This window comes from Halegenticoccus soli (assembly GCF_002844195.1).
Classification (GTDB): Archaea; Halobacteriota; Halobacteria; order Halobacteriales; family Haloferacaceae; genus Halegenticoccus; species Halegenticoccus soli.
The window spans coordinates 395,553-422,052 of the sequence record NZ_PEND01000005.1 but is presented as its reverse complement, the minus strand read 5'-3'; the positions used below and the strand labels follow the sequence as shown (position 1 = coordinate 422,052).

20 protein-coding genes and 7 pseudogenes are annotated in these 26,500 nt (G+C 55.4%); 16 read left to right on the top strand and 11 right to left on the bottom strand.

Features of this window, described 5'->3' with window-relative positions:
- Nucleotides 1-306: 306 nt before the first annotated feature.
- The gene (locus tag CNO20_RS22715; RefSeq protein ID WP_143423269.1) at nt 307-630 is read left to right on the top strand and encodes a hypothetical protein; all 324 of its coding nucleotides are present in this window, start codon (nt 307-309) and stop codon (nt 628-630) included.
- A gap of 477 nt (nt 631-1,107) precedes the next feature.
- Complete coding sequence (locus CNO20_RS22710; RefSeq protein WP_143423267.1) at nt 1,108-1,320, top strand: hypothetical protein; 213 nt, start codon at nt 1,108-1,110, stop codon at nt 1,318-1,320.
- Nucleotides 1,321-1,787: 467 nt separating this feature from the next.
- Here the strand turns inward: CNO20_RS22710 and CNO20_RS15775 are convergent.
- A pseudogene (locus CNO20_RS15775) lies at nt 1,788-2,114 on the bottom strand (zinc ribbon domain-containing protein); the annotation flags it as partial.
- On the opposite strand from CNO20_RS15775, the gene CNO20_RS22705 reads away from it, so the two are divergent.
- A complete protein-coding gene (locus CNO20_RS22705) occupies nt 2,110-3,060 on the top strand; it encodes a hypothetical protein (RefSeq protein WP_143423265.1) in 951 nt (316 codons plus the stop codon). The pseudogene CNO20_RS15775 and the gene CNO20_RS22705 overlap by 5 nt on opposite strands.
- Here the strand turns inward: CNO20_RS22705 and CNO20_RS15760 are convergent.
- Nucleotides 3,041-3,508: a coiled-coil domain-containing protein gene (locus CNO20_RS15760; RefSeq protein ID WP_101297078.1), complete on the bottom strand. Its 468-nt coding sequence runs from the start codon at nt 3,506-3,508 to the stop codon at nt 3,041-3,043. The genes CNO20_RS22705 and CNO20_RS15760 overlap by 20 nt on opposite strands.
- A gap of 504 nt (nt 3,509-4,012) precedes the next feature.
- On the opposite strand from CNO20_RS15760, the gene CNO20_RS15755 reads away from it, so the two are divergent.
- The 4 genes from CNO20_RS15755 to CNO20_RS15740 all read left to right on the top strand — a co-directional run bounded on the left by CNO20_RS15755 (nt 4,013) and on the right by CNO20_RS15740 (nt 7,723).
- Nucleotides 4,013-5,065 carry a metal ABC transporter substrate-binding protein gene (locus CNO20_RS15755; protein ID WP_101297077.1) on the top strand — a complete coding sequence of 351 codons (1,053 nt, stop codon included), beginning with the start codon at nt 4,013-4,015 and terminating at the stop codon, nt 5,063-5,065.
- Nucleotides 5,062-5,886 (top strand): metal ABC transporter ATP-binding protein, encoded by an 825-nt coding sequence (locus CNO20_RS15750; protein WP_101297076.1) that lies wholly within the window; start codon nt 5,062-5,064, stop codon nt 5,884-5,886. The genes CNO20_RS15755 and CNO20_RS15750 overlap by 4 nt, the downstream gene beginning before the upstream one ends.
- Nucleotides 5,883-6,959 (top strand): metal ABC transporter permease, encoded by a 1,077-nt coding sequence (locus CNO20_RS15745; RefSeq protein WP_101297075.1) that lies wholly within the window; start codon nt 5,883-5,885, stop codon nt 6,957-6,959. Before CNO20_RS15750 ends, CNO20_RS15745 begins: the two co-directional genes overlap by 4 nt.
- Nucleotides 6,960-7,042: 83 nt before the next feature.
- Nucleotides 7,043-7,723 carry a metal-dependent transcriptional regulator gene (locus CNO20_RS15740; RefSeq protein WP_101297074.1) on the top strand — a complete coding sequence of 227 codons (681 nt, stop codon included), beginning with the start codon at nt 7,043-7,045 and terminating at the stop codon, nt 7,721-7,723.
- 535 nt (nt 7,724-8,258) lie between these two features.
- Here CNO20_RS15740 and CNO20_RS23880 read toward each other — a convergent pair.
- Nucleotides 8,259-8,495 (bottom strand): annotated as a pseudogene (locus tag CNO20_RS23880) (hypothetical protein); the annotation flags it as partial.
- Nucleotides 8,496-8,631: 136 nt separating this feature from the next.
- Here CNO20_RS23880 and CNO20_RS15730 point away from each other — a divergent pair.
- Nucleotides 8,632-9,183, top strand: a complete 552-nt coding sequence (locus CNO20_RS15730) for a DUF7342 family protein (RefSeq protein WP_101297073.1) — start codon at nt 8,632-8,634, stop codon at nt 9,181-9,183.
- Nucleotides 9,184-9,198: 15 nt separating this feature from the next.
- A complete protein-coding gene (locus CNO20_RS24410) occupies nt 9,199-9,687 on the top strand; it encodes a hypothetical protein (RefSeq protein ID WP_101297072.1) in 489 nt (162 codons plus the stop codon).
- Here the strand turns inward: CNO20_RS24410 and CNO20_RS15720 are convergent.
- From CNO20_RS15720 to CNO20_RS23875, 3 genes and pseudogenes are all read right to left on the bottom strand, one after another.
- A pseudogene (locus CNO20_RS15720) lies at nt 9,684-10,039 on the bottom strand (transcription initiation factor IIB family protein); the annotation flags it as partial. The gene CNO20_RS24410 and the pseudogene CNO20_RS15720 sit on opposite strands and share 4 nt — an antisense overlap.
- A gap of 711 nt (nt 10,040-10,750) precedes the next feature.
- A complete protein-coding gene (locus CNO20_RS22700; RefSeq protein ID WP_143423263.1) occupies nt 10,751-11,074 on the bottom strand; it encodes a hypothetical protein in 324 nt (107 codons plus the stop codon).
- Between the two features lie 214 nt (nt 11,075-11,288).
- Nucleotides 11,289-11,626 (bottom strand): annotated as a pseudogene (locus CNO20_RS23875) (IS5/IS1182 family transposase); the annotation flags it as partial.
- A 227-nt stretch (nt 11,627-11,853) separates the two neighbouring features.
- On the opposite strand from CNO20_RS23875, the gene CNO20_RS15710 reads away from it, so the two are divergent.
- Nucleotides 11,854-13,020: a PQQ-dependent sugar dehydrogenase gene (locus tag CNO20_RS15710; protein WP_101297070.1), complete on the top strand. Its 1,167-nt coding sequence runs from the start codon at nt 11,854-11,856 to the stop codon at nt 13,018-13,020.
- Between the two features lie 126 nt (nt 13,021-13,146).
- Here the strand turns inward: CNO20_RS15710 and CNO20_RS15705 are convergent, their stop codons facing one another.
- Nucleotides 13,147-13,431 carry a PadR family transcriptional regulator gene (locus tag CNO20_RS15705; protein ID WP_101297069.1) on the bottom strand — a complete coding sequence of 95 codons (285 nt, stop codon included), beginning with the start codon at nt 13,429-13,431 and terminating at the stop codon, nt 13,147-13,149.
- Nucleotides 13,432-13,589: 158 nt separating this feature from the next.
- A pseudogene (locus CNO20_RS15700) lies at nt 13,590-13,879 on the bottom strand (winged helix-turn-helix transcriptional regulator).
- Nucleotides 13,880-14,166: 287 nt separating this feature from the next.
- Between CNO20_RS15700 and CNO20_RS15695 the strand changes: the two are divergent.
- From CNO20_RS15695 to CNO20_RS22685, 5 genes and pseudogenes are all read left to right on the top strand, one after another.
- Nucleotides 14,167-15,201, top strand: a complete 1,035-nt coding sequence (locus tag CNO20_RS15695; RefSeq protein WP_101297068.1) for an ATP-binding cassette domain-containing protein — start codon at nt 14,167-14,169, stop codon at nt 15,199-15,201.
- A gap of 128 nt (nt 15,202-15,329) precedes the next feature.
- A pseudogene (locus tag CNO20_RS15690) lies at nt 15,330-15,778 on the top strand (ABC transporter permease); the annotation flags it as partial.
- 258 nt (nt 15,779-16,036) lie between these two features.
- Nucleotides 16,037-17,419: a right-handed parallel beta-helix repeat-containing protein gene (locus CNO20_RS22695; RefSeq protein WP_143423261.1), complete on the top strand. Its 1,383-nt coding sequence runs from the start codon at nt 16,037-16,039 to the stop codon at nt 17,417-17,419.
- Between the two features lie 75 nt (nt 17,420-17,494).
- Entirely contained in the window at nt 17,495-18,826 is a 1,332-nt protein-coding gene (locus CNO20_RS22690) for a right-handed parallel beta-helix repeat-containing protein (RefSeq protein ID WP_143423258.1), read from the top strand.
- Between the two features lie 265 nt (nt 18,827-19,091).
- Nucleotides 19,092-19,565 carry a hypothetical protein gene (locus CNO20_RS22685; protein WP_143423256.1) on the top strand — a complete coding sequence of 158 codons (474 nt, stop codon included), beginning with the start codon at nt 19,092-19,094 and terminating at the stop codon, nt 19,563-19,565.
- Nucleotides 19,566-19,689: 124 nt separating this feature from the next.
- Here CNO20_RS22685 and CNO20_RS22680 read toward each other — a convergent pair whose 3' ends face one another.
- Entirely contained in the window at nt 19,690-20,619 is a 930-nt protein-coding gene (locus CNO20_RS22680; RefSeq protein ID WP_143423254.1) for a hypothetical protein, read from the bottom strand.
- Nucleotides 20,620-21,208: 589 nt separating this feature from the next.
- Between CNO20_RS22680 and CNO20_RS15670 the strand changes: the two genes are divergently transcribed.
- Entirely contained in the window at nt 21,209-22,963 is a 1,755-nt protein-coding gene (locus CNO20_RS15670; protein WP_101297064.1) for a right-handed parallel beta-helix repeat-containing protein, read from the top strand.
- 313 nt (nt 22,964-23,276) lie between these two features.
- Here the strand turns inward: CNO20_RS15670 and CNO20_RS15665 are convergent.
- Together CNO20_RS15665 and CNO20_RS22675 are read right to left on the bottom strand one after the other, a co-directional pair.
- A pseudogene (locus CNO20_RS15665) lies at nt 23,277-23,950 on the bottom strand (IS6 family transposase).
- A gap of 259 nt (nt 23,951-24,209) precedes the next feature.
- Nucleotides 24,210-25,949 (bottom strand): hypothetical protein, encoded by a 1,740-nt coding sequence (locus CNO20_RS22675; RefSeq protein ID WP_143423252.1) that lies wholly within the window; start codon nt 25,947-25,949, stop codon nt 24,210-24,212.
- Nucleotides 25,950-26,500: the final 551 nt, after the last annotated feature.

Below are 26,500 nucleotides of genomic sequence, written 5' to 3'. Positions count from 1 at the left end.
AACGCGACAAGAAGCGTGCATCGGTTGGTGTGGTCGGCGTGTCGAATCGGGAGGAGTGGTTCACTCCGAACCGGCCCACGAGGGAAACGCCTGCGGAGACTCGGACCGCTACGCTCGTCCGTGCGACGGGTGCACGTCCTGTCGCAGAACCAGGAAACTCCGACCTCAAGGACCGAGCGCCTTCGGCGCAAGGGAGTAGGTCGGGGTAGTTCACTAACTCCCTCACCCGGAGCTGACTCAGTTGGTATCATCACTGATGCTCGCTCACAGGCAATTATTCTCGCACTTGCCGAACACGACGGAGAGATGTCGCTTTCCGACCTCTCCAAGGAAGTGCTGAAGAGAGAAGCAACTCACAATCTACCCGCTCACACACCGCGCTCTTCTAGTCCCCCCTTCTGGCTGGTGTGTCTTCTCAGCGGTGGGGGACTTATCGGTATTGGTGGCTCAGCACTGCAACTGGCCGCACTTTCCACCTTCACAACTGTTCAATGGGCATCGCTCGTCTTTGCCGCTTTTATCTGTCTCAGTTACCAATCTTTCAAAGGAACAAATGCGTTTTCACCAAGAGTGAGAAGTGAAAATTTGCCCCATAATTCACCGGACGAAGACGGAATGGACGAACAGTAAGTTACCCATGACTGAAGTCATGGGCTTTCCCCCGCAAGGGGTTTCGGCCCACACTCCGTCCGCCGTCATAGGCGGGTTGCACGCACAGCGTTCGGACGGACGGAATTGTTCTCTTCCGTTCGTCGTACTCTCGCCGGGGGGTTTGTCCGGCAAGGCACTGGCCCATGGAGAGGCACTGTCTCGTTCCTCGGTGGAACGCGATGGGCTAGCTCACACCGCGTTAATTCAGCGTGTTCTCGGCGGCTTCGCGGTGGGTCACGCCCACTCGGAGCGGCCACGTCATCGTCCCGCTGTTCGGGGCCTACCTACGGAGACCCGTACAAAGCGTCCATTTTGGACTCCTTGCACTACCAATAAACATGATAGCATGAACGAAAAGGATAGCGAAACCGGCCAGAGAGACGCTGTGTCGCTTCCGAAAGGCCATGTCGGGTTCTTCCAACGACTGAAGTCGTGGGCTTTCACCTTGAGGTTCCTATGAATGAAGATAACTCCCACTCGGAAACACCATCTCCACAGGAAACTGAACAAGATGCAGAGTTTGACTTCGAACAGCGACTTTCCCAGCTCTGCGAGGAGGCGGTGAACGAAGGCATCGATCTCCAAGGAGCGTACCTCTATCAGAATGAGAGGACGCGGAACGTCTACGAGGTACTTATTACTGAAGTTGATTCCTCTTCCAAGAACTAAGAGCTCCCTCAGATCGCATTGATGGAAGACAGTGGCTCAATGTATACGTAGTCGCAGATATTCATCGCTGGTTTAGCCACCCGAGGCAATCGCTATAGAATCGGTTCAAGCACGTCTCGTGGAAGTCGCCTACGTATTCGAGGGGTCGCTTCCGTCGTTGTTCACTCGTGAACCGCAAATATTGTCCAGCGTTGGTAATCGTCTCCGCTTCACAGAACGCGGACTCATCGAGCCCAAGTCGATACTTCGGCTCGCTTCTATCCCACGGCCTGACCGGGAGGACATCGTTGAAGGTGCCGTGCTGTGCCGCAATTCGTAGCCCTCGGATGAACATCAATTTCCGCGTGTACTCGACGCCATCGTGGTTGGCGGGGTGATAATGGGGTTTTGAGAGTGTCTTGCCGGTAGGCAGATAGCTGGTGATAGTCGCCCGAACCGCCTCATTAAACGAGTGAATCGCCTCGGGGTCAAGCCCCGAGGCTTCCCGTTTCTACGACGTGACTTGCAGACACACGCTGGAAATCAGCGGTGTCCGTAGCGGTCACAGTCTCCACGGGCGTTGATTCGGGCCATCCCAGCCCTAGTTCTTCGAATCCTCGTTTGAGGACGTTCAACGAAGCGTTCGCGTCACGGTCACACTCAAACCCACACGACGGGCACGAGTGTTCTCGAACCCAGATGGGCTTCGGCGTTTCCACACCACACGAAGCACACTCTTTGGTTGTTCCAGCGGCTTCGACTTGAACGACGTGACAGCCGTACAGGTCGGCTTTGTATTCGAGGAGGGTGATGAAGGTCGACATTTTCGACGTTGGTCAAGGGCGCGCATCGGGCGATGCGTTGCATGCCCAACTCCTGCGAGATGCATATCCCGAGCTCACTCAGATAGGGCTCGACGTCCAGATTGTTGCCCAGGATGCCACCGCTGGCTCACAGCCTGATGCCGTTATCGATCCCACTCCGTTGCTTGACATTCCTGACGATGCTGATGCCGTCGACACACGTGACGCGCTCGCCAACTTTGCCGAGCAGCATCCGCTCGCCTATCAATTGACCGGCGGACGAGAAGCATATATTGAAGCCGAGAAGTCGACCGGAACGTCGAAAAAAGGCCAGACGATACTGAACCTGGCTGACGCTATCAACCAAGAGAAAAAGTGCGTGTTCCTGTGCCGTCGTGAGGTGGCCGCCGACATCTGGGATACTCTGGCGACTGACCCTTCTTTCGCCCGTTCTGACTATCCTGTCGACGGTGAGACTCGCTTGTATCACTCGTCACGAACCCTCCGCGTCGACGGTCAGACCGCCTACCGTGAGGGAAGTCGAGAAAGTGTCTGGGTTCGGGAAGACGATACTGGAGCGTACGTTCTCCGCGATGATGACGGAACGGAGCATGCTCGCTTTGACGATCCGCTCGATATCTTCCTGAACACGACGAAGTATGCTGCTGTGGGTGACGCTGCCGATGATGACCTGCGGACGATACGGAAACCGGTCATCCCCGAACTGGAATTTGACTTTGCTCCTCGTCCTGGAGCTGACTGGCACGTCGTTATCGTCCCAGAGGATGGTGGGCCACTCGAACTCTATCACGACGGGCTAACTGTTCCCCTGTCGGCTGTCGGACAAGCGAAGTCGCACATGTCCGCTGAATCACCTGGACACAGCGAGCCTGATGCAGCTGCAGGGGATGGACTGAGGAACGATCTCAAGCATCTTCTCAGAGGAAAAAATCGCTGATTTCGTCTTCGTCGAGTATTCCGACGTGAACCGCGAGTTTCGCGAGGACCGATTTCAGCTGCTTGTTTTCCGCTTCAAGCTCTTCGACGCGTCTCGTTAGGTCATCGATTTCCCCTGGGATATCCGTCTGATCCTGTCGGTCAAGATGTGTATCGATGAACTCCCGTCCACGGTCAGTGAGTGCCCAGACTCGGGCTCGTGATCCTCCGGTAGGATTGAACGACCGTTCTCCCGTGTCACGGAGCAATCCCCAGTCTTCGAGCGTTTCTAAATGGTGTCTGATGCTCCCAGTCGGAACCTCGCCCTGCTTGCGTAGCAACGACGTATCGAGCTGAGCATCTCTCGCTTCTGTGTTGGTAAATACCTCAAGGACCCTCCGCCGGTGTTGACCAAGACGCTTTGCAACCTCGTCGAATGACGGCTCGTCCTGCGATGTGTAAGAATTCATGATCAATCTCTAGCAGCGATAGTGAGCGGTAGCAGCAATAATGTTACGCCTGGATACAGCTGTAGCATATTCTCCCGAATATCCTAGCCTCGATTTCGGTCTCACACCCACACGCAGAACTCTTGCTGGCGAAGGGCCTTACCTCACAAATCTAGAGAAAACCAAAAAGAGCACGAACACGATTTTACACGCCCTCCAGAGGATAGGAGAGCCACTCACCTCTGCTGTCTACCCGGCATAGCCACCGAACTAGGTAGCCAGACCACCGCCGAGAAGTCCGGAAGCGATAGTCCCCCACGGGCCTATCGTCGTCGCTGGTTGTGGAGCAGCGTTTAGCCGCGCGGACAAGACAGCACCCATCCCCCTGGCGGTCGTTCACCCCGCCCACCACTGTTTCGGGAATCACAACCTATACATGTGGGTGTAGCAAATTGAGAATTAGACAAGGCTAATTGAGGGTTTTGATCATCAATCATGACAACAAAAATACATTACGAACGAGCGGTGACACGACGGGACGCGCTACGTGCAGGCGGTGCGGCGGTGCTGGCGGGGTTGGCCGGGTGCACGGCGCTGCCGAGCGCACCGGTAGAGGTTGGGAGTGACAGTGACGACGGAAGCGACGGGCCGGTCGCCGTGGCCTCGTTCTTCAGCTTCTTCGACTTCGGCCGGCAGATCGCCGACGGGACCCCGTTGACGGTGGAGAACCTCGTCCCGACGGGGCTGCACGGCCACGGTTGGGAGCCCAACGCCAGTATCACCCAGCGCATCATTGAGGCGGACGCGTTCATCCACGTCGGGGAGGACTTCCAGCCCTGGGCCGACCGCGCCATCCAAACAATCAAAGGCGACGACGTAGAGACGGCACTAATCAACGTCCGAAAGGGCATCGACCTGGTGGACCTCGCCGCGTCCCTCGATCGCGAGGAGGAGGGCGTCGGCGCTCAGCGCGGAAAGGACCCGCACTTCTGGCTCGATCCCCGGCGCGCAAAGCAGTCCGTCGACAACATCGCTGACGGGTTCGCCCAAATCGTCCCAGAACACGCAGACACCTTCCGTGAGAACGCCAAGACGTACAGGTCTGAGGTGCTCGACCGTATTGACTCGGATTACCAGACTATCTTCGACCGAGCCGAGCGCGACATCGTTCAACTGGCCGCACACAACGCCTTCCAGTACATCGGTGTACGATACGGCGTGCGGATGCGGCCGCTAGTAACGAACCTCGCGGCAAGCGGCGACGTCAAGCCCGCGGACATCCACGAGGCGGAGAGGGTTATCCGCGAGAACGACATCCAGTACATTGCCAACGGTGTCTTTGAGTCCCAACGCCCGGCTCAGCAGCTCGTCCGCGAGACAGCTGTGGAGGCGTACTTCCCCGTGACGCCGTATGCGGGCGTCCGTAAGGAGTGGGTCGAGGAGAACTGGGGCTACGAGGAGATCGCTTACAACATCAACATGCCCACGTTCGAGATCGTCCTCGGCAACAAGACACCCGAAGACGCAGCCCCGTCGGAGGACTGGCTAGAGCAGTGGCGGAACTTTGAACCGATATGAGCACGCAAGACGCCGATTCCGGGAGCGCGGCCGGCACAGACGAGCAGACAACCACCGCGATGGATTCGGACGCCACAGCGAACGAGACGGTCATTGACATCTCAGACCTCACCTTCGGCTACACAGCGACACCCGTGGTCGAGGACGTCTCGCTGACAATCGACCCGGGTGAGTACGTCGCCATCGTGGGGCCGAACGGCTCCGGGAAGTCGACATTGATGCAGCTGATGTTGGGTCTGCTTGAGCCTGACACGGGCACGGCCCACCTATTCGGCGAGCGCGCTGACCGCTTCGACGACGGCGAGCGGGTCGGCTACGTCGCCCAGCAGGCCAGCGCCGCAAAGGAGATGCCTATCACCGTCCGCGAGGTGGTGAAGATGGGTCGGTTCCCGCACGTCGGGTTTGGCCGCCTGTCGAGCGAGGACTGGGCCATTGTCGACGACGCGCTCGCGACCGTCGGGATGAGTGCGTTCGCCGACCGGCGCGTCACGCAGCTCTCGGGTGGCCAACGCCAACGCGCGTTCATCGCGCGGGCGCTGGCGAGCGAGGCCGACCTGCTTGTGCTGGATGAACCGACCGTCGGCGTCGACGCCGAGTCGGTCGACGCCTTCTACGATCTGCTGGCGGCGCTCAACGCCGAGGGCATCACCGTCCTCCTCATCGAGCACGACCTCGGGGCGGTCGTCGAGCACGCCGACCGCGTCGTCTGCCTGAACCGCGAGGTCTACTTCGACGGTCCGACCGACGAGTTCGTCGAAAGCGACGCGCTGGCCCGGGCGTTTGGAACCGAGGCACGGTTTCTCACGGGGGTGGACGGATGAGCGCGGGCGTGGCGGCCACGCTCATGGCGAGTGTCCTCGCCACCGTGGACCTGTCGCTCGTCCTCCCGCTGCAGAGCGGGCTAGGCGACCTCGTCTTCGGCGTCCTCCTGTGGTTCTTGGAGCAGTGGTACTGGCTGATGGACTGGGTGTACTACTTCACAGGCCTGGAGATGCTGAACCCGCGCTACCGGTTCATGCACCGGGCGATCCTCGTCGGGCTCTGCGTCGGCGTGATGGCGCCGCTCATCGGGACGTTCCTCGTCCACCGACAGCTCGCGCTCATCGGAGACGCGCTGGCCCATACCGCGTTCGCCGGGGTGGCCGTCGGCCTGTTCCTGAACGCCGTCATCGACCTCGGGGTATCACCGTACCTCACCGCCGTCGTCGTGGCGATGATCGCCGCGCTGTTCATCGAACTCATCTCCGAGGTCACGGACGCCTATAACGACGTCTCAATGGCGATTGTCCTGTCGACTGGGTTTGCGCTGGGGACGACGCTCATCAGCCTCAACGCGGGTGGGCTCGCCGTCGGCGTCAACCAGTTCCTCTTCGGCAACCTCTCCACGGTGTCGCCCCAAAGCGCAGCTATCCTCTTGGCGCTGTTCGCCGTCATCGTCGGGACGGTGGCCGTGACGCGCAACCAGCTCCTGTACGTAACCTTCGACGAGACCGCGGCCGCTGTTTCCGGCATCTCCGTCAACTGGTACAACCGGGTGATGGTGATGCTGACGGCGATGGTCGTCGTCGGCGCGATGCAGATCATGGGTGTCATCCTCGTCGCGGCGATGCTCGTGGTTCCAGTAGCGGGCGCGACCCAGGTGTCCCGAAGTTTCTCCGAATCGCTTGTTGTCTCGGTCGTCCTCGCGGAACTCGCAGTGTTGCTGGGCATCGCCGTCGCTTACTACGGCGGCGCCACGGCCGGTGGGGTCATCGTCCTCGTCGCCGTGGGAATCTACATCTGCGCCGTCGCGCTGGGCAAGGTCCAGTCCGCCCGTGGTGAACAGGCCACGCCCGACATGGGTAGCATTGAGGCCGACAGCGCCGATGTCGGCACCGGGACGGGTGATGACTGATGGTCGCAGCCAGTGATGACGACTCGCCAGACGACGGTCACACCCGAAGCGACAAGGGAAGTCAGCCGAATGTATCGACAGGAATGCTGAGTGCGGTCATGGAGGACTACATCAAGACGATCTACGCCATCGAGAGCGACAGCGACGGGCGGGTGTCGACATCAGCTCTCGCCGACCACCTCGAGGTCACCGCGCCGACCGTCTCCTCCATGCTGAAAAAGCTCGAAGAACGAGGCCTGGTCGACCGCGAGGAGTACAAGGGTGTGACGCTCACGGAGGAGGGCGAACTCGTCGCTCTAGAGATCATCCGGCACCACCGCCTTCTCGAGGCATTCCTGACCGAACAGCTCGACTACGACTGGGCCGACATCCACGACGAGGCCGACAGACTTGAGCACCACGTCTCCGAGGAACTGACCGACCGCATCGCCGAGGCACTGGGCAATCCCCCAGTCGATCCACACGGCGACCCGATCCCCGACGCCGACCTGTCCTTTCCCAAGGAGAGCGAAACCATCCGCCTCGCCGACGCCGACGAGGGCGGGCGCGTGACTGTCCGGCGGATCCGCCACCAAGGCGACGCGGAACTGCGGTACCTCGCCGATGCCGGCGTTCGCCCGGAGGTCGAACTCACGGTAGTCGACGTCGCGCCGTTCGGGATGGTAACCGTCGAGACGCCGGCGGGCGAGCAGAGCCTTCCGGAGGAGATCGCCCAGCTCATCGAGGTCGCCCCGGCGGCCGCCGCGGACGGTGTCGAGGTGTAGGGCTGGTCACACCTCCGAGAAGGGACCCTGACGGATTCAACTTCTGTATTTAGCACTCGTTCCTTTTGATTCACGGGCATTCGCACTCCTCGTGTGAAATGGCGAGGCTTCGTTATTCTCGGATGCAGGCGCTAAAACCCCGTCCTTCAGGGCGGGGATACAGCGCCGTCTTAGGGTGGCAAAGAGTTACATAGATGCACGCCGTCCACCGTGTGTCGGACGAACACACCCAACAACCCAAACACAAGAGCGGAAGGTAGACCCCTTCTGGCGCGTCCGAGTGCGACTCAAAGCACGTAACTCCGAATCTGGCGACAACGTGTTTCGGCATTGTCGGAACCGAAACGACCCTTCCGAACACGTCGAGGATAGGAGTACCGGCGGTGTGGCACTGCCAGCAGTCCATCAATACCCTCACGGGACTGCGCTCGGAGATTCCAACTCCGACTGCGGTGATGGAGTGCAAACCTGCAACCACCCAACTCAGCAGAATCGGTCTGTGGGGAGCCCCGCCGGTTACGGCGGGGAGGATGTCACCGAGGTGGTTGGTGAGACAGAACCGGCACTTCGTCTGGCCAGCCGGGATCGACGCACCACAGGACTGGCACTCTGCGCCGGTGTCCGACGGTTCGTCGGGGCAGCCTCCAGTGGTCGTCGCAACGTGTTGCCGCCGAGGCTCGCCGTCACACCTCTCGCTGAGCATTGCGTCTGGAATGTGGGACGCCTCACCGATCGGCCGTAGTTCCTCGAAGTCAGAATATCGGTTCTGCATCGGTTGGCTCGCAGGTTCTGTCGGGATGGTATTTCAACGTCAGGGTGACCGTGCTCGCGATTACCTCTTGATTATTCGAGAAGGCACAAACATATATGAGAGTTGGGCACGAACACTCTCGATAGAGGTGATCAGTATGTCCGAGCCCTCGCGAGATGGTGTCCAGTCGTGGACCGAGTCGATGAGTGCCCGCGAACGTATTCGTTCGGCGGCTGAAACGCTTCGTGAACCCCGGTCGGTCAATTGGATCAGCGACCAGGCGGACGCCGCCTGGAGTACGACCAACGAGGAACTGCAAGATCTCGTCGAACAGGGACAGCTGCGACGCGTCGAGGCCAGCGAGACGACGCTCTACCAGCCGGATTACACGCGGTTGCTCTTCGACGAAATCCGCACGCTCATCGAGGAGAACTCTCGCGAGGAACTCCGAAGTGAGTTGGCGGCGATTACCGAGGAGATCGAGGAGTGGCAGGAGACATACGCTGTCGAGACGTGGGAGGGGCTCGAACAGTCGCTTGCCGACGGTGACCTCTCGAGTGCTGATCTTCGCGAACGCCGCGATGTGATCGCGTTCTGGCAGGAGAACGAGGAGGACCGCCGACTTATCAAGCACGCGTTGGAACTGTACTCGGATGTCGAATCCGCACGCGAGCACATGACTGATGTGGCAGACCGCGCCACGAGCTGACCCTCAACTCACATCATGATTTTTCTTGCTGGTCGCGACCGCTACACACAGCGCACCCTCCTCCGAGATGTTCATGACCGATTGACGAATCAGGCTGGCTGCGAGGATGTCCGCTATCGTCCGTCGCGACGACGGCCTCGGTACGTAATCGCGGATGCCGAGGCGACAACGTTCCTGGGTGACCCTTACGACGTTGAGAACGCACGACTGGAGGTTCGTTTCTGGTACCCAGGCGGTGTCAGCCACGAATACTATCGTATCAACTGGGTCGAACCGGAGCGAAACCTCATGCTCGGATTCCATCAGGATGCCGACCATCAGGATCTCGGTCCATGTCACATTCAGCTCAATTACGAAGACACGCCTGTCGATCGGCATGGCGCGACCTTTCTCGATATGCACCCACTCTCTGTACTCGATGATCGCCTTCAACAGCTCCCGTCGGCAGTCGATTCGATTCGGTGGGATGGGGGAACTCCCTCGCTCCCTACATGGCCAGTCTAGATAACCTGTTCAGCAAGTGTATCGCGATGCGTCTGGACAGTCGGTGGCGTGACGTTCCTGGCCTCCGCGACTTCGGTTTGTGTCGCCCACCGCTCTTGTTCCAGCCCTGCTTTGTACAAACAGGCCGCTGCGAACCCGGCCGGATGAACCCCCGTCGTGACCCCCAGTTCTTCAGCCTGTTCCGCGAGCGTTCGGGCCCGCTGTCGGATCGCATCCGGACACTCGAGGTCCGAGGCGAGTCGCGGCACGAACATGCTTGGGGAGACGGGCTCGGCAGGGAGGCCCAGCTCCTCGTTCAGCGTCTTGTACGGTTCGTAACCCGCGACCCCGCTACGCGGGCCATCTCGCTGACTGAGACTTGTGAGCGGGACAGTGACGCCGTCGACGAACACGGACAGATCGCGCGCGGACAGCGTCTCGTCCTCGCCGACCGTCGGGACGACGAGGATGATCCAATCCTCTCCGGGTGTCGGCATCTCACCGTTGAACTCTCGCCCCTCATTATTGGGGATGTTGCTGAGTCTTTGTGGAATGCCGAGACGAGTTTGTAATGGGTTCCCGACCCGCCACCAACTCCTGTTGAGGAATAATAATGATTTGCCCATCAACTGCTGTTCCTGAGTTGTGGACGGCAACATGATCAAAGAGGGATTGTCCATCTCCCTCGCAGTACATCCCATACCCGTCACACCCCTCGATTGCGATATTACGGAGTTCGATGAGGAAGGTCGATCCATGAATCTCGATGCTACGTCCGCTTCCGAGACTGCTATCGGCCTGGCGGACACCAATGTTGTACAGTCCCAACTCACGATTCTGATCAGCTCCGAATCGGATTGTCCCATGCACTCGAAAACCGCTGAAGGTTCGATAGCAAGACCCCCACCAGCACTCGGTCTGCGTGGCTGAGTGAAACCCATCATCGACACGTTTGAAGGCCAATCGATCGGGTATGAATGCTTATCGTGTATCCCCCGTTCTAAGAGGACAGTCCCACCCCCCCCCTCCGAGAAAAGCGAATCAACTCGACTTTGCAGGTCGCTGTCATCAGGAGAGACTTCCTCTATGTTGAACGCTGACATGCTTGATAACTGCTCCGCATCAACCGACGTGAACGTCGGATTCTCGCCCCCCACGTGTCCTGGGCATTCCAATTCGTCCCGTCGCCGAGATACAGCATTTCCTCGTCTTCTGTGTAGAATGCTGCTCCATCCTCTGGGGTGTAATTTGCTTGATTGGCTGCCGTATCACGGTGAATGACGTCGACGCCGAGCTCTTCGAGTTTTGCCTGGAGCCCGTCGTGGTCGCCGGCCTTGCCGAACCACCAGCCGTCTTCGCCTGCTTGAAAATCGCCGATGTCGCTACACTTGTTACTCGGAGTTACCATAGTGATTTATATGCAAAATGATGGGTATGCTATCTGCTGCTCGCTGCGTCTCTACGCGTCGCCACTGTCAGAAGCCGCGTCAGAAACTGAGTCTCGGAGGTCAATCGTCTCGCAGTACCACCCGCCGGTTCCGTTGTTGCCACACCACAGTCGGCTGACTGGCCCCTGATCTTCACCAGAGTCGTCGATGCGGTGAGTCGTAATGGTGATCTCAACCGGTGACACCGCTTACCGACAAATCCGCGAGCGAGACGTTCAGTAACACCTGCCAGACGGCCATCTCCAAGCGGTCGAACGCCTTGCAGAGTGTCGAGGGTCCAGGGATCGAGTCGAGGTCAAGGGCTTCGCGGATGCGAGGCATCTCGATGAGTTCGTCAACGAGCTCGCGGTACGTGGCCGTCTTTTTCACCTTCAGACGGAGCAAGACCACGTGTTGCCGGAGCGTGAATCGTTTCCGCGAATAGCGTGTCGAAAACCGTGCAACAGCACGACGGGCTAACACGATAGAACATCAACGTATTGAAATAAGCGTGACTTCGGGAGGAAATCCATCTTAGCTTGCGCTATTCACCACTCGTGTTTGTCAGCAAGGGTTTCAACAAGGCCTCCCAAACAAGCTTTTCCCAGAGTGGCTTCCGACTCCGACACCCAACAAATTGGTTGCGCCCAACTCAATTCACCACACGATGTAGCGAATTCGAAGGCTTCCAGATCTCACGTTAAACTTATACTATAAATAGTAGGTAATTTAATATAATAGCTTCTGTAATACGTCTCCCATGAGCGTCTCACGACGACAATGGCTCGGCGGCATCGGAAATCTGTGTCTCGTCGGTTTGGCAAGCAAGCGCGTCGGAGCAACTCCCCGCGACCGTGATCGCGGCCCCCGGGACTCGCAGGTCGAAACTCTCGCCTCGGGCCTTGAGATTCCGTGGGGAGCGGAGTTCAGCCCGGACGGGACGCTGTATTTCACTGAACGGCCGGGGAGAGTTAATCGTCTCCGTCCCGGCAGGAGTGCGGTCACGCTCGCGGAACTTCCAGACACGCACGCGGTCGGCGAGGGGGGCCTTCTCGGTCTCGCGCTTCCGCCCGCGTTTCCCGCGTCCCGGGCGATTTACCTGTACCAAACATACGAGGATGATGGGATCAAAAATCGGATTCTCCGATATCGGCTGCGGAGGGGCAGTCTGACCGGACGAACGGTCATTTTCGACGACATCCCCGGCGCGGTCACGCACGACGGCGGCCGTCTCGCTTTCGGGCCTGACGAAAAGCTGTATGTGACCTGTGGCGATGCGCAGGAACGAACGAAGGCCCAGGATCCGCGGACGCTGCACGGCACAATCCTTCGGCTCAATCCCGACGGCTCCGTGCCCGCTGACAATCCCTTCGGAACCGCCGTCTTCAGTTACGGGCATCGGAATCCCCAGGGGCTCGCGTTCCATCCCGAGACGGCAGAGCTCTACAGCACGGAGCACGGCCCCGACACCGACGATGAGATAAATCTCATTCAAAAGGGTCACAATTACGGCTGGCCGGAGGTGACCGGCCCGAGTGACGATCCTCGATTCACCGATCCGCTCGCCTCGTACACGCCGACCATCGCTCCCGCGAGCGCCGAGTTTTTCCGTGGTGCATTCTACTTCGGCACCCTAGCTGGTACCCACCTTCGCCGGGTCACGTTTGCCGACGACCGCAGAACGGTGCAAACGAACGAGGCGCTGTTTGCGGGTGAATTCGGACGAATTCGCAGCGTCGTCGCCAGGGCCGGCAGTCTCTACTTTATGACAAGCAACCGTGACGGGAGGGGATCATCGACGTCCGACGACGACCGAATTCTTCGATGGACACCACGACCCTGTCACCTTCCGTATAGAGAGGCTGAATGGTCTCGAGAGGCGCACCCAGTTCCGGGTCGAGGTCGGAGCTTCTCCCTCGTGGAGTAAGAAACGATCATCCTTCCAGCGCGTCTCGGGCTAATCGTCTCGAGCGTTTGTACCGGCAGCTTCGACGGTCCGACGATATCGTCGCACGTCCTGCGGGAGGCGCGGTGGAAGGGCTACTTTTTCGCCTCAGTGACTGATCTGAGGGGCGGTTTCACACCTCCACTCGTTCCACTCTCCGAGTGCTTCTCGTCCCTGTTCAGAGATCGCGTAGAAGTTCGTCCGACGATCGATCGTCCCCTTGTCGACGTAGTCCTTCTGAACGAGCGTATCTAAGTTCGGGTATAGCCGTCCGTGGTTAATTTCGGTCCCGTACACATCCGCAAGCGCTTCCTTCACGTCTTGGCCGGACGGCTTTTCAAATCCGGCGATGACGACGAGGAGGTCGCGTTGGAAGCCACTCAGTTCAAACATTGACATAGACAATAAACACACTGCAGTAATTGTTATTCACTCGTATCACTCTGTAGCGTGATATTACTGCTTGGACACGCCCCCCTGATTGGATCACAGAGCGCCTAAACTTACAGGGAGTCAGGCGAGAAAACTCACGGCTTAAGCTGTGGGATGAATCACGTTCCAGCTGTCGGTTCATCTAACCGCCCCCAAACCCAGGCCTCGGTAGCGCGAAACACGGTGTGGAGCAAGACTCCTTTTGAGGTGTGGCGCTCATATGTTGCAACTGGAGTGTCCTCTTCAAGGCGCCGTCTCAAAAACCCCATCTCATTGAGATCGCTTACTGCCGTGAGAGCGTACGTGGACTTGCGTCGGTTGTACGATTTAACTCGTTGAATCGTAGCTCGCCGTCTTGGAGTTCATAGAGAACGACCAATCGCCAGTGCAAACCGATCTGATTGAGCAAGCGTACAAGCGAATACGGATCTCGACCTCCCCATAGGTACTACATACAGATTGGTTAGCCCTGGGCAAGAGCGGTGATAGGTATATCGTTTCAGCAACCATACTGATGCTTACGACCAGTACCCGTCTAGCGGTGATTCCGTTAAGGGTGCTGCCTCCTACGCTACACATCCGACGTTGGACGCTGTCGTTGTGAACGGTAGTGCTGACGTGCGGAGCAACACGAGGTATTCATGACCATTACAACATCATCACCATCATCAGATCCTATCTCGGCGACCCGCCGCTATGCAATTCGCGCGAGATCTTGAGCTCACATACTCCACCGGCACGGAAGCAGTGCGTGGAATCTCGCTCGACATTCCTGAGGGTGAGTTCTTCGGTTTCCTCGAGCCTAATGGGGCTGGAAAGACGACGACCACCAAGATGCTCGCGACCCTTCTTCAGCCCTCGGCAGGTGAAATCACCGTCAATGGCTTTGACGTGTTGTCGGACACGCGCTCCGTCCGGCGCTCGATCGGCTACATGGCTCAAGAGACGAGCATCGACGACGAACTCACCGGTCGTGAGAACATCAAGTTCGCCTGTGAAGCGTATGGTGTCCCGCGGGCTGAGCGCGCTGCCCGGATCGACGACCTACTCGGCCTGGTCGGCCTCGTAGACGTCGCCGATAAGCAAGCTAAGACGTACTCTGGCGGCATGAAAAAGCGCCTGGACGTTGCGACAGCGCTCGTCCACCGCCCACCGCTTGTGTTCCTTGACGAACCAACGACCGGCCTTGATCCGAAGGCTCGGAACCGCCTCTGGGAGTACTTTCGGCGGATCAACGACGAGGGAATCACGATCTTCCTCACGACCCAGTACCTCGAGGAAGCTGACCAGCTCTATGACCGCGTTGCGGTCATCCTCGACGGACGGATCGTCGCCGAGGGGACGCCAGCAGAACTGAAGTGCCGTGTCGGCGGTGATGTCCTCGAACTCGACATCGATGCTGCTGACGAGGGGGATGCGGAACGAGCGGCTGCCATCGTCCACGAATCTGCGCTCCTCGATGGTGGCACCGTCGTCACCGTGACCGATGAGGGGATTGCTGTCGCCTTGCCTCGGGCTCGGGAAATGGGCGTTGAAATACTCCTCGCGCTCTGCGATGCGGGGATTACGGTGACTGGCTTCAACGTCCGCTCGCCGACGCTCGATGACGTGTTCCTCTCTGTCACCAGTGAGCGATTCGAGGATGCAGTCGTCAATGGAGTTGCAGGAACGGACGCGAAGGGACCGGCAGCGATGACTGACGGTGAGACAGCCTCGGGGGTGCGGCGATGAGCCGTCTGTATCCGGATAGTGACAATGAGTTACCTGGATTGTTGAGCGACGGCGGTATTCCGACACGCGCTCCTGCTGCACCTGAGTTCGTCACCCCGACGGTTGAGCTTGCACCGGCGAACGGCTTCTTGACGGACGTCTGGGTGAACTTCAAACACTGGAACACCAAGGCGATCCGAAACTCGCCATTATTGTCGGTTCGGTTGTCCAGCCAATCGTCTTCCTCGTCTTCTTCTCGGAGGTGTTTGGCCAAGTTGCGGGTCAGGCTGTCGGCGGTCCAGGTGGATCGAGCGAAGCGTATCTGACGTTCCTCGTTCCAGCCATCGTCATCCAGGTCGCGCTCATCGCTGCAGCCTCCTCAGGGATTGGCCTCGTCGACGATATGGAGCGTGGGCTCTTCGAGAAGGTGCTCGTGTCGCCGATGAGTCGGACGGCGGTCTTCTTGGGGAAGACGCTGTCGGAAATGTTGCGTATCACCGTGCAAGTCGTGTTGATCCTCTTGCTCGGATATGTGCTCGGTGCCTGTATCGCGACCAGTGTGTCTGGTGCACTCGGCATTCTTGGGATTACTCTATTATCCGGCACCAGAACAAATCCGTCATAGTGTAATATAATTTTTTAATTATGCGTAATAGATATTATAAAATATATAGTAAAACAAATACTATCGGAGTTATACATATGATGAGAAATGAAAACTAACTTGAACTAGTGACAGTCTAATAATTAGTGAATGAATATTATCGAAAATAGTTTCTGGTAGAAGAGTAGAACCTTGGAACGTAATGTGCGAAAAACTCAAAATCAGACTAAGAAATAAATTAACACAATATATATGAGAGGTAAAATATTAAGGGGTGCGGATAATTCACTAGTTGATGAAGACCTAGGAACGGATTGGTCTCGACGTGAATTCCTCGGCGTCCTTGGGCTTAGTACACTCCCCGTTCCTACGAGTAACACGGGAACGGCTTCCGAAATACACCCACAAGTAGGTGCACAACAAGCAGACGTGAGTGGGTCCCGCTTTGTATATGGCCCTGATAAAATGAATATCGGTGGCCGACTCATTGTGGGTGATCCAAACGGGTATAATACAATTCAAGAGGCAATTAGCGATGCTGAGGACGGTGATACCATCTTTGTCCATGGCTCGTATGATGCCCAAACCGCTGGCGAAACCTTCCCAATTAAACTTGATCTCACTCAAAAAAAGATCTCACTTACTGGTGGGCATACTGGAGGATCGGAAATCGACGCTAGTGGTGTCGATGCAAATGTTCTCGAGGTCCTTGGAACTGGACAACGTGATTACCGTAACAGAGCGCTCGTAGATGATCTCACAATTACTGGTGGGAACATTGGGCTTCGACTTCGTGGCGTTCCGTACTCAACCTATCGAGGGCTCATTTTCTACCAGAATCAATCTCATGGTGTCGAAATAGAAGGCTACACCACCCCAGAAGGGGAATTTCGGGGAACGTTCGGTGTTAACTTCATTGATTGTCTAGCTTGGGGATGCCGCGGTATTGGCTTCCACCTGAATCCGAGTGCACGGCCCCACAGTACGACGTTCTTCGGGAGTCATGCACTCTATTGTGGAGTATCTGAGGAGAATAATCTCCCTGGCGTTCAATTACGTGGGTTCTCCTCAAGCTTCCATGGTGGAACCATCCAAAACAATGGTGCAGCCGGAATTGATGCTCGCTCTGGTGCGGCACAGGGTATCTATAATACCTATTTCGAGGGTAATGGAATGGCCTCACCAGCTCCGGAAGAAATATTTGTGGGCGAGACATCACCTGACTTTGCTGTTCGAGATTGTTATTTTAATGGAACTCTTCCAAGCGATACGCCTAATGGGAGAGGTGAGGGCTATCGTGGTATCTCCATTGCTAACGCTCCAAATGTGACTGTTCAGAACTCCGTGTACCAGAATTACGAAGACGCGTTCGTCTACGTCTCAAATGCCCGAGACGTAGATCTTTGTTGGTCTACTCACCTGGGGCTTGACGATTCTCAGTTCGTAAATGCAGCACCAAGCGTTCTCCGGCTCCGCGACAACGGGTATGTTGCTCCCACTGATCTCCGGGGAATTAGCGGTCTTTATGACGGTGATAAAGGTATTCATGACGGTAGTGGCGATTATCCTTTTGCGCTAGCCGTCTGGAACGGCAGCAACTGGATCTCACAGATCGACGGGAGTGTTATTCAATGATGAAAATCACCCGTGATAGAAGTAGGTTTGATGTAGCCAGCTTGATTCCCCAACTTAGGAGTCCAGAATACTGAGATGAACCCTTGGTATGACAACGAACAGAATGCTAGGAAAGCTTCGAAAACTGAACGCAGTCAAGAATCAGATAAGACACATGAAACTATGATGGAATTTAATAGTCAAATTACTTCGCAAGAGTCCGAGACGGAGGGTGCACGATTCTCGTACGGGCCCGATGAAATGAACGTTGGTGGTCGACTTGTCGTTGGTACTCCGAATGGGTACAATACAATTCAGGAGGCGATAGATGCCGCAGAAGACGGGGACTTTGTGTATGTCCACGGCTCGTACGATGCACAAACTGCGGGTGAAGCGTTCCCAATTCAACTTGATCTCACTCAAAAACGGGTTGCATTAACTGGGGGACATCCAGCCGGTTCCGAAATTGATGCGACCGGCACTTCGAAAAATATCATTGAAATTATCGGTGATGGAGAGAATGACCGACGAAGCCATGCCCTCGTAAGTGATCTTAAACTCATCGGCGGTAACATTGGGCTCCGAATCCGTGGCGTCTCTTATTCGACTTATCGCGGGTTGATCTTCTTCAAAAACCAATCTCATGGAGTCGTAGCTGAGGGGTATACGACTCCCGAGGGCGAGTCCCGTTGGTCGCGCGGTAGCAATTTCATTAACTGCATGGCGTGGTCTTGCCGTGGAGTAGGATTCAAATTGGCTCAGAGTGCACGGCCTGCTAACACAACTTTTTTCGGGTGTCATGCGCTCTTCAACGGGCTTTACGATGGAAACAACCTTCCAGGGGTTGAGCTTCGTGGGAACTCGTCGAGTTTTCACGGTGGCACGATACAAAATAACGGCGCAGCAGGAATTAAGGCTACTTATGGCAGGGGTCAGGGTATCTATAATATCTATTTCGAAGGGAATGGCATGAGTTCTGAGTATCCCAAAGGGGTGTATCTCCCCGGAGGATCCGGATGTTTCACAGTTCGTGACTGTTATTTCCAAGGAGTCTATGCACGGACTGCACCAAACGGACGTAGTAAGGGGTATCATGGAGTTTTCGTCGACAGTGCACACAAAGTGAGTATCAACAATTCGACGTACCGGAATTACGAAGACGCGTTTATTTACGCCTTAAACGTCGCTGACCTTGAGTTATATCGATCATCGCATCTTGGACTCGATCAGACACCGTTTATCAAAACGGGATCGAACGCTTTGCGGCTCCGAAATAACGGTGATATTGGTCCGACTGATCTACGTCAAATTAGCGGCCTTTACCAAGGAGATAAGGGTGTTCATGACGGGTCCGGTAACTACCCTGCAGGGATAGCTATCTGGAACGGGAACAACTGGGTTTCGCAGATCGATGGAGAAATAATTTAATAGGTGCTATCTAGATACTTGACTCTACACGTTAGACGAACAGCACTTCGATCTCCTGCACAAGCTGGCCGATGTTTCGGTGTTCACCGCTGAGACCTACGAGAGTCGGCTTTGAACGCTTTCACGGAAGAAACGATCTCTTCCCACAAGGGATTCGCAGTAATCCCGGAACGACGAAAGCAACTGGCGTTGGTCTCCTCGGACTGGCCGCAGCGGCGATCGTTGTCGCTGTGCTGGGCCTGCGGTCGCGGTCGAGTACTCGCTCTTGGCCGCTCAGAAAGTCCGGATGGCAGCGGCGTGGGCGTCCACCAACGCCGAAAAGGCGCTCCTGTGGGCCAAGAACGCGAACATCGTGACGAGTGCCCGCGAGAAGGCACTCATGATCATGACAACCACCCAGAAGTACGCAACCGCAACTGCGAGTTACGCCTTCCCTGCCGGACAGTACGTGGCAGCAGGTGCCTCCAGCGTGCTCTCCGGCGCACTTGGAGTCGATTCTACGGCGGCTCTCGGTCTGTGGACTGCACTCGGATCAGTTGGATTTGCGCTCCTCGCGATCGCGGCGATCATCGCGGACGATGCACTTGGCCTCCCCATCGTCGATGGTGTCATGGCCGCTGTTGCCGACACAACCAACTGGCTGTTAGGCCCATTCGGTGGAAGGTGTCATGAACACTGGTTCCGGCGGTGTTTCGCGGCTGACGTCGCTCATTCACCCCCCGCCGCTCGTGTTCCTTGATGAATCAACGATCGGCCATGGTCCGGGCTGTAACCGCCTTTGGGAGTACTTCTAATGTGTCAACGATAAGGGAACCATGATCTTCCTCACTAGGGAAATTTAGCAAATATCAGTTAATGTATATTCAGAGTGTACCATCAGCCTCCCAGTACCGAACAGTTCCTGAACTGTCGGAATGAACGAGACGATCATTTTGAGTGTCAATTGCTAATTCGCGCCAAAAGAGATCTCTGGCGCCGGAGACACCATTGATCTCTCGCAAGCCTTGTAACGGATTGCCGCGAAGATTCACTTTCGAACTAATGTGTATTGTCCCATTAGAAAGTACGAAGTCAAGTTGACCGCCAGTAACGAATCGCATAGATCCTGGGGCGTTTAACGTTACTAACGATTGGTTGGTGTTAGGATTGATAAGCAACTGTGGACCATCACTCGCTTCTTCGCGGACTTTGACTAACCCCTCTAAAGTCAGTGTGTCGAGGTTGAGGAATTCTGCGTTCGTCTTAGGCTTGCCGATATCGTCGAAGTGAAGCCGACGCCTATTCGAGCCGATTCCGCCCCCATCGTTAGTATAGAATGAGATACCGCCACCACGCTGCGATTGGAGTGCAACCTCTCGGCCGGGCGCATCATTTTTGAGCGTGACACGACCGTCAAGCGCTTTGAGCATCTCTCTTGCACCCCCATATTCGGGCTCATATTTGCCGATGGCGACCTCCGGCCCGAGCATGATCCGCATGTGACCATCGGTCCTGCCGTCCTCACGCTCAACAAGGACACCATGATCCATCGTGAACCCATCCACATCCTCAATGTTGTCCGCCTCAGAAATTCCCCGGACGGATATTTGATCGGAATTTTCGTTGTTTTTAACGAGAATGTTCTCGAACCGAGCCGTTTCAACGTCGATCGTCGCATCGTCTGAACTTGAGGAGGCTTGTGTCTCCTCTGTGCCTATTCCAATGAGCGCCGCACTGCCGAGGAGTGCAAGGAGGTTCCGCCGTGTCGAGGCAATTTGTGACGCAAGATCTGGGTCGATATCTGTGTTCTCCATCACAGACTGATTCTCTGACTGATTCGGTTTAATATTCACAATTCGAATCGCTGAACCGCCGATTCGAATTGTTCTGTAGTCGTTTTATTCTGAACCTGTGGGATGGATGTAGTTAGAGAACCTTCTCAGAGTCGCCCATTTGCTTGTAAACAACGGATTGCTATCGATGAGAATCCGCTGACATACGGTCGTCGACAACAGATTGCCGCGGTATGCTCATGGTTGGTTAGGGGTTGCTCAGCAAGGCAGTGAACCCGTTGAGATATCGCTTCATATAAGCAAGTGATACTGAACGCTTCGAGAGTGGCTGCTGTTTCGCGAAGTGTGTGTAGTGTGGCGTGAAGCCAAATTACATGTCTTTTGAAAGTTCTTGTAACACCCCCGCTCTCCACACTTAAATGTTGAGGAATCGAAGGAGACGGTGAGTCGTCCTTTTGACTGTAGACTACTTGATCTCGAGAACTACTTGTACTTTGACTGGCCACCGCCCCCTCATACTATCTCAGAAAACCAATTGAATAGCTATTCAATATTATATTCTAATAATTATTAAGAAAAATTTTTATTAGAAGCTGCGTATTCGACGTATATGGCTAAACATAAAGACGATGATTCTCTGTCTAATAATATTCGCCTAAGCCGCCGGGAGCTTCTCATGGCGACCGGTATACTAACTGGGGGCTCAGGAATCACCACCGGCAGTCACCAAAGAACCGCAAACGAAGACCGCCGCATTGAGGAACTTACCCAACAATACACGCGCGACTACTACATCACTGCACCGAAGAGTATGTTCGATGCCAGTGTTATGCAGGCTGGTGAACTGTACTGGTTGACCGATGATGGCGAAATCGGTGTCAAGGATGAAAACGGAGGGGTAACTCATCCTCCGATAGGGTCAGTAGCTAGCCCCACCCCATCAATAAGCACGGAGCGGCTCTACAACGCATTTGAGCGTATTGTCGATCCGTCTATGGCAACTAATGAGATCCAGTCAGCTATTGACGAGGTAAGTAACGCAGGTGGAGGGGTCATCCAATTCGGACCGGGAACGTACACTCTCTCCGTCCAAGGCCAGGACGCCGACGGTGAGGACTACTGCCTGGCAATGAAATCGAATGTTATTCTTCAAGGTGCGGGTGACCAAACGGTGCTCTTCTATGACGCTGACTCCAGTATCCCCAATCTTGCCTCGCCTGTCTGGTGTTCGAATGTCACTGACTGGGAGATCCGAAACCTGAAGGTTGACGCGGGCGTTCGCACCCAGACGAGCGAGCGGCACGATACGATGGGCATCAAGGTCGGTGCCCGTCGGGGTGACGGTACGACGGGGTGTGATCGTTTCTGCATTGATAATGTAACCATCACTGGAGGGTTCCGACACGGTATTGAGGTGAGTGATGGCAGTACAGTCGGACGTATCGATAATTGTCTGTTGAATGATTCTAGCGGCGACGATGACATCTCGATATCAGTAAACAGTCAGAACGTCTACACTCATGAGTGCATCAGCATTAACAAACGCCGCGCCGGTGACTGGACGACTGACTGTTTTGAGATTGAAGACGGTGCGACGGACTGTGCATTCATTGACTGCGTGGCTATCAATCCTGTGGCTGGCGGGTTCCAAGTAGGTAAGACACATGGCCAAACCATCGCGACCTATGGACCATGCTCCGATGTGTGGTGTGACGGATGTAAAGTCGTTACACCAGGGCGAACAGGATTCACGATAGGAGGATTCCATCAAAGTGTCGAGCGCGTGCGCCTTATTGACTGTGAAGTTAGGGGCGCTTCAGGTGTCGGGATCCTCATTAATGCAGGGGCTGCAACGCTAAAGGACGTGACAGTAGCCGATTGTCGGGTGTATAATGGGCGTGATAGAAGACTGCAGGTCCGGGGCGGAACGGTTGGTGGGCTCTCCATTAAAGATTGTGTTTTCGATAATAACAGTCGAGAAGTTGCATTCACTATGGAGACCGTTGCCTCATCCGCTAACTTTGTGGATTTTGTTATTGATGATTGCCGGTTCGAAAACACGGCGAATGCCGGTTTAAAGTTTGAAAACACGGCGACAGAGTACGGCGGTGATTCGGTTATTCGGAATAATTATTTCCAGAATAATGATTTCAAAGATATTGTCTTCCCCACCGATGTTAACATCCGAAAATACGTACGAACACTCCACAATGAGGCCAAGAATGGTAATGATTACTCACCTATCGTTCCGGCAAATCCTATAAATGGGACTGAGTATCTTGATGACGGGACGAACACGGAAACTGGAAAACGCGGTAAGCGCATTCACAACGGGGAAGTATGGCAAGATGCTTGGACAGTGTAATTCATTTTCAAACTAGGCGCTAGATCAATCAACCAACTGTTTCGCATGGTTCCTAGAGCTCTTCCCCGAAATCAGGTCTGGCAGGATACGCACAACAGCGCCGAGATCTCAAATTGTCTATCAGACAACGAAAGTGAGCTTCACCGAGATACACAGTAAAGTGCATATCAAACACAGTCACCTCCACTTTCATCTGACCCACCCAGCTGAACAACATACGTTTATTCTCAGAGGTGGAGACAGTTTGAGTGCATACGTCCGCACACATTTAATCTGACTCAACTTACGTGAAACAATGGGGGGGGGGCACTGTCTAGATAACCTCCGCAGGCGTTCGTCCGTTGAGTGCTTGATGCGGTCGATCGTGGTTGTAATAGCGTTTGAACTGCTGGAGCCAGCGTCTCACAGCCGACCGACTGCCCACCCAGCTCGTATGGAAGCGGTCAGTCCGCACTTTGAGGGTCTGAAACCACCGTTCGACATGGTTTCGGAGCGAATAGTCTAGCCGACCGCTCACTCCGACACGAGAGAGGGCAGTCAGATAGCCATAGCCATCGACGAGAAACACGGCCTCCGAGAGGTCGTGTTTCTCGGTCAATCCCTGGAGAAATGCGGCAGCAGGATCGGTGCCACGACGGCTGAACAGCTCGATGTCCAGCAGTAACTTTGTTGTGACATCGATGGCGGCGTACACCCAGTGCCATTCACCGTCGATCTGGACAGCGGTTTCGTCGACAGCGACCCGCGTCGGCGTCGCCGACGCGGGTCGCATCTGCTGTCGGCCAACCGTTCTTTCCACTGCCAAATCGCCTGGTGCGAGCGATCCACGTTGAGGAGCGCTAAGATAGCGGCTGTTTCCCGGAGTGAATGCCCAGCTGCGTGGAGGCGGACGGCGAACGCCCTGACGGGCGTCGCCGTCCGCTCTCGCTCCCAACACTGAAACGCTTCCCCGTCCAACGTTTCAGCGAGGAGTTCTTGTAGTGACATGGACACTCACCGCATGAACTCCTCGCCTTCTCAAACTGCTTAACTAGACAGTGCCCCAATGGGGGATCAAGGAGCACCCTACGCAAATTGGGCTCCATAGAGTATGAATCTTGACTCGGCAACGTGAAGAGCCGCAATGAGGGTAAAATCTTAGAGAGGGACACCATTCTAAAAGCTAGCAGATTTATCCATCGGCTTTACCCCTGAGAAAAAAGCTATGTGAAACCACTTATAAAGTAGCATTATGACTCTAGTGTTATCAATCGCTCGCCTGACGATAGATATTGACGTCTCGATTTACATATACTCGGTGATAATTGCTGTCTAACTCGCGCTCCGGTTCCCACTCCAAGAGATACCGCCCGCCTACAAGCCGATAAATCTCGACTTTCGGTCGCACGGCAACGTATTCATACTCTTGCTCAATGAGCGTCGCATTCAGTAATTCAATGCTCATTAGACCGGGTCGCCACTGAGGGTTTGGCACTGTTTGTTGATGAACCGCGCCCCCTCGTGCCGCGCGTGGAAAATCCACAACCTCATCTGCGTAATACATCTCAGCATGAACAAGGTCACCAACATGCTGATTTGAGAAGTGTTTTGCGTCGACCTCCGCTTCAGTCAGGTACTGGCGATGCATGTCCGGATGGTCCGGAGTCGCAAGTGGGGAGAGAAGTTGCGTGACGATGATCACAGCAACAACGCTAACTAACAATACGCTAACCACTCGTTCACGACCGGCTGTCGACGAAGACCATGGTGCCCACGCGCGAGTACAAACAATACCGATAAGAACGGCGACGAACACGCTCGCCATCGCGAATTGGCGACGAAAACCTGGGGCGGCGCTAATAGCCAAGCCTGGGAGTGCAAATCCAACTGTTACTGCTGCCGCAGCGAGGACTGCACGCGTCGGCACGTCGCCACGGCGACGGGTAAAGAGACTAAGCCACGCTACTCCGCCCGCTCCGAGGATGAACGGAATGAAACTCGAATTCAGGACTGTACGCCACAGCGGGACCGTGTACTTTGTCGCAGCTGTATATGTTGGCGTCTGGGAAAGCAGTGACAAATCTGCATTCGTTAGCGCAGCGAGAATCACCACAACGCCTGTATAGGGGTTAATGTATTCGGTAACAAACAGCCACTGCACAGAGATGATCACGCCCAGTAGTCCGATTACTGGTCCAGAGACGTACGACGCCGGGGAACGTGACGTGATCCACCAATCGACACTCCAAAGCAAGGTTAGGAAGATAACTATTCCAAACGCAATCAGCACAGAGACTTTATGAAGGTAAACGAGCGCAGCGACCAGTCCTGCAAGGATAATAAAGGGCCGGATATCAAACCCAGTTTCTCGATAAACGATGAATACAGAAACAAAGCTCGCGAGGAGAAGGGCAGATAGGGTGGTAGGGATAGGCATAGTCGCGTAGCGAATTGTTGATCCCCCGACCGCTGCGACCACCGCCGCTACGGCAATCGCCTTACCCACGGCCTCCCCACTAACACCCCACGATCGCTGAAGTTGGTTCGTCAATGTCGCCGCGAAGACGACAACACCAACGCCAATCGTGAGCGGAAAGATCCCAAAGGCAGTATCGATTGGGAGACCTGTGATAAGTGCGGTCTCAGCCCCAAGGACGTGGAACAATACAGCTTCTGAGTAAAACAATCCAATGAGCTGCTCTGTTCCGCCATTCTGTATGATAATCTGACTCCGAACCGCATGAGCATCCGGATCAAACCCCATGAGGCTCGATGGGAATGCAAACGAATAGACCCGATATCCGACTGCTAAGAGGCCTGCAAGGACTACCACCGCAAGACCCTCTCGACGCGTCCGAACAGCCCAGATCCCCCAGATCAGAGAAAGTCCTGCACCAATCGCACCAAGAGGGTGCCACGGATAGAGCATCCCCGTCGTGTGAGTGCCGAGTATCCCCGCAGAGAAACATACTGTGGCAAGGGTTGCGGCTATTTTCACCTTTCTCATAACGTGAAGCAATGTTCAGCTCCAACTAAAAACCATCGAGGTCATCTCCGGAGATATTTATGTGGTTTGCAGACGAGTCTCCCAACAATATTATTAAATACGGCTATAGAGACTGTTTCATTAGTTGTGATACTCGGTTTTGGTATCGGCTCCTTTTCGTTTCACCTCCTCTATCAAATATTCTTGGCAGTTGTGTATTCTGCCGGAACCATGGAAGCCCTCTTTAAATCAGAGTAAGTGTGGACTCCACTCAACAGACAACCATGTAGGTTACAGCCGCATGTCTCGTTGGAGGCTTGTGCAAACCCCTTCTCTGACTTGTACAATTATATGCGAATAATGCACAGCCATTTTCAGCTGTCTAAGCTGGGAAAGTATCGTTGCCCATGGTGTGATCAGAAAATAATAATGATAGACGATGTAGAAACCGATCCGGAAAAGGCGAACACAGGATTCACACGGCGGGTCACGCTTGCTTCGTTCGAGACACCACTGTTCCTCTCATTGTGGGGCCGTGTAGGTGTAGATGTGTAATACCCCGACGAGGTGCC

What these genes read in the sequence shown, in the direction of transcription:
- CNO20_RS15710 (WP_101297070.1), top strand. Translation starts at nt 11,854, where the DNA reads ATGAGCGTCTCACGACGACAATGGCTCGGCGGCATCGGAAATCTGTGT.
- CNO20_RS22680 (WP_143423254.1), bottom strand. Translation starts at nt 20,619, where the DNA reads ATGGAGAACACAGATATCGACCCAGATCTTGCGTCACAAATTGCCTCG.
- CNO20_RS15760 (WP_101297078.1), bottom strand. Translation starts at nt 3,508, where the DNA reads ATGAATTCTTACACATCGCAGGACGAGCCGTCATTCGACGAGGTTGCA.
- CNO20_RS24410 (WP_101297072.1), top strand. Translation starts at nt 9,199, where the DNA reads ATGATTTTTCTTGCTGGTCGCGACCGCTACACACAGCGCACCCTCCTC.
- CNO20_RS15695 (WP_101297068.1), top strand. Translation starts at nt 14,167, where the DNA reads ATGCAATTCGCGCGAGATCTTGAGCTCACATACTCCACCGGCACGGAA.
- CNO20_RS22690 (WP_143423258.1), top strand. Translation starts at nt 17,495, where the DNA reads ATGAACCCTTGGTATGACAACGAACAGAATGCTAGGAAAGCTTCGAAA.
- CNO20_RS15740 (WP_101297074.1), top strand. Translation starts at nt 7,043, where the DNA reads ATGCTGAGTGCGGTCATGGAGGACTACATCAAGACGATCTACGCCATC.
- CNO20_RS15705 (WP_101297069.1), bottom strand. Translation starts at nt 13,431, where the DNA reads ATGTTTGAACTGAGTGGCTTCCAACGCGACCTCCTCGTCGTCATCGCC.
- CNO20_RS22715 (WP_143423269.1), top strand. Translation starts at nt 307, where the DNA reads ATGTCGCTTTCCGACCTCTCCAAGGAAGTGCTGAAGAGAGAAGCAACT.
- CNO20_RS15745 (WP_101297075.1), top strand. Translation starts at nt 5,883, where the DNA reads ATGAGCGCGGGCGTGGCGGCCACGCTCATGGCGAGTGTCCTCGCCACC.
- CNO20_RS22700 (WP_143423263.1), bottom strand. Translation starts at nt 11,074, where the DNA reads ATGGTAACTCCGAGTAACAAGTGTAGCGACATCGGCGATTTTCAAGCA.
- CNO20_RS15730 (WP_101297073.1), top strand. Translation starts at nt 8,632, where the DNA reads ATGTCCGAGCCCTCGCGAGATGGTGTCCAGTCGTGGACCGAGTCGATG.
- CNO20_RS15670 (WP_101297064.1), top strand. Translation starts at nt 21,209, where the DNA reads ATGGCTAAACATAAAGACGATGATTCTCTGTCTAATAATATTCGCCTA.
- CNO20_RS22695 (WP_143423261.1), top strand. Translation starts at nt 16,037, where the DNA reads ATGAGAGGTAAAATATTAAGGGGTGCGGATAATTCACTAGTTGATGAA.
- CNO20_RS22705 (WP_143423265.1), top strand. Translation starts at nt 2,110, where the DNA reads ATGAAGGTCGACATTTTCGACGTTGGTCAAGGGCGCGCATCGGGCGAT.
- CNO20_RS15750 (WP_101297076.1), top strand. Translation starts at nt 5,062, where the DNA reads ATGAGCACGCAAGACGCCGATTCCGGGAGCGCGGCCGGCACAGACGAG.
- CNO20_RS22710 (WP_143423267.1), top strand. Translation starts at nt 1,108, where the DNA reads ATGAATGAAGATAACTCCCACTCGGAAACACCATCTCCACAGGAAACT.
- CNO20_RS22675 (WP_143423252.1), bottom strand. Translation starts at nt 25,949, where the DNA reads ATGAGAAAGGTGAAAATAGCCGCAACCCTTGCCACAGTATGTTTCTCT.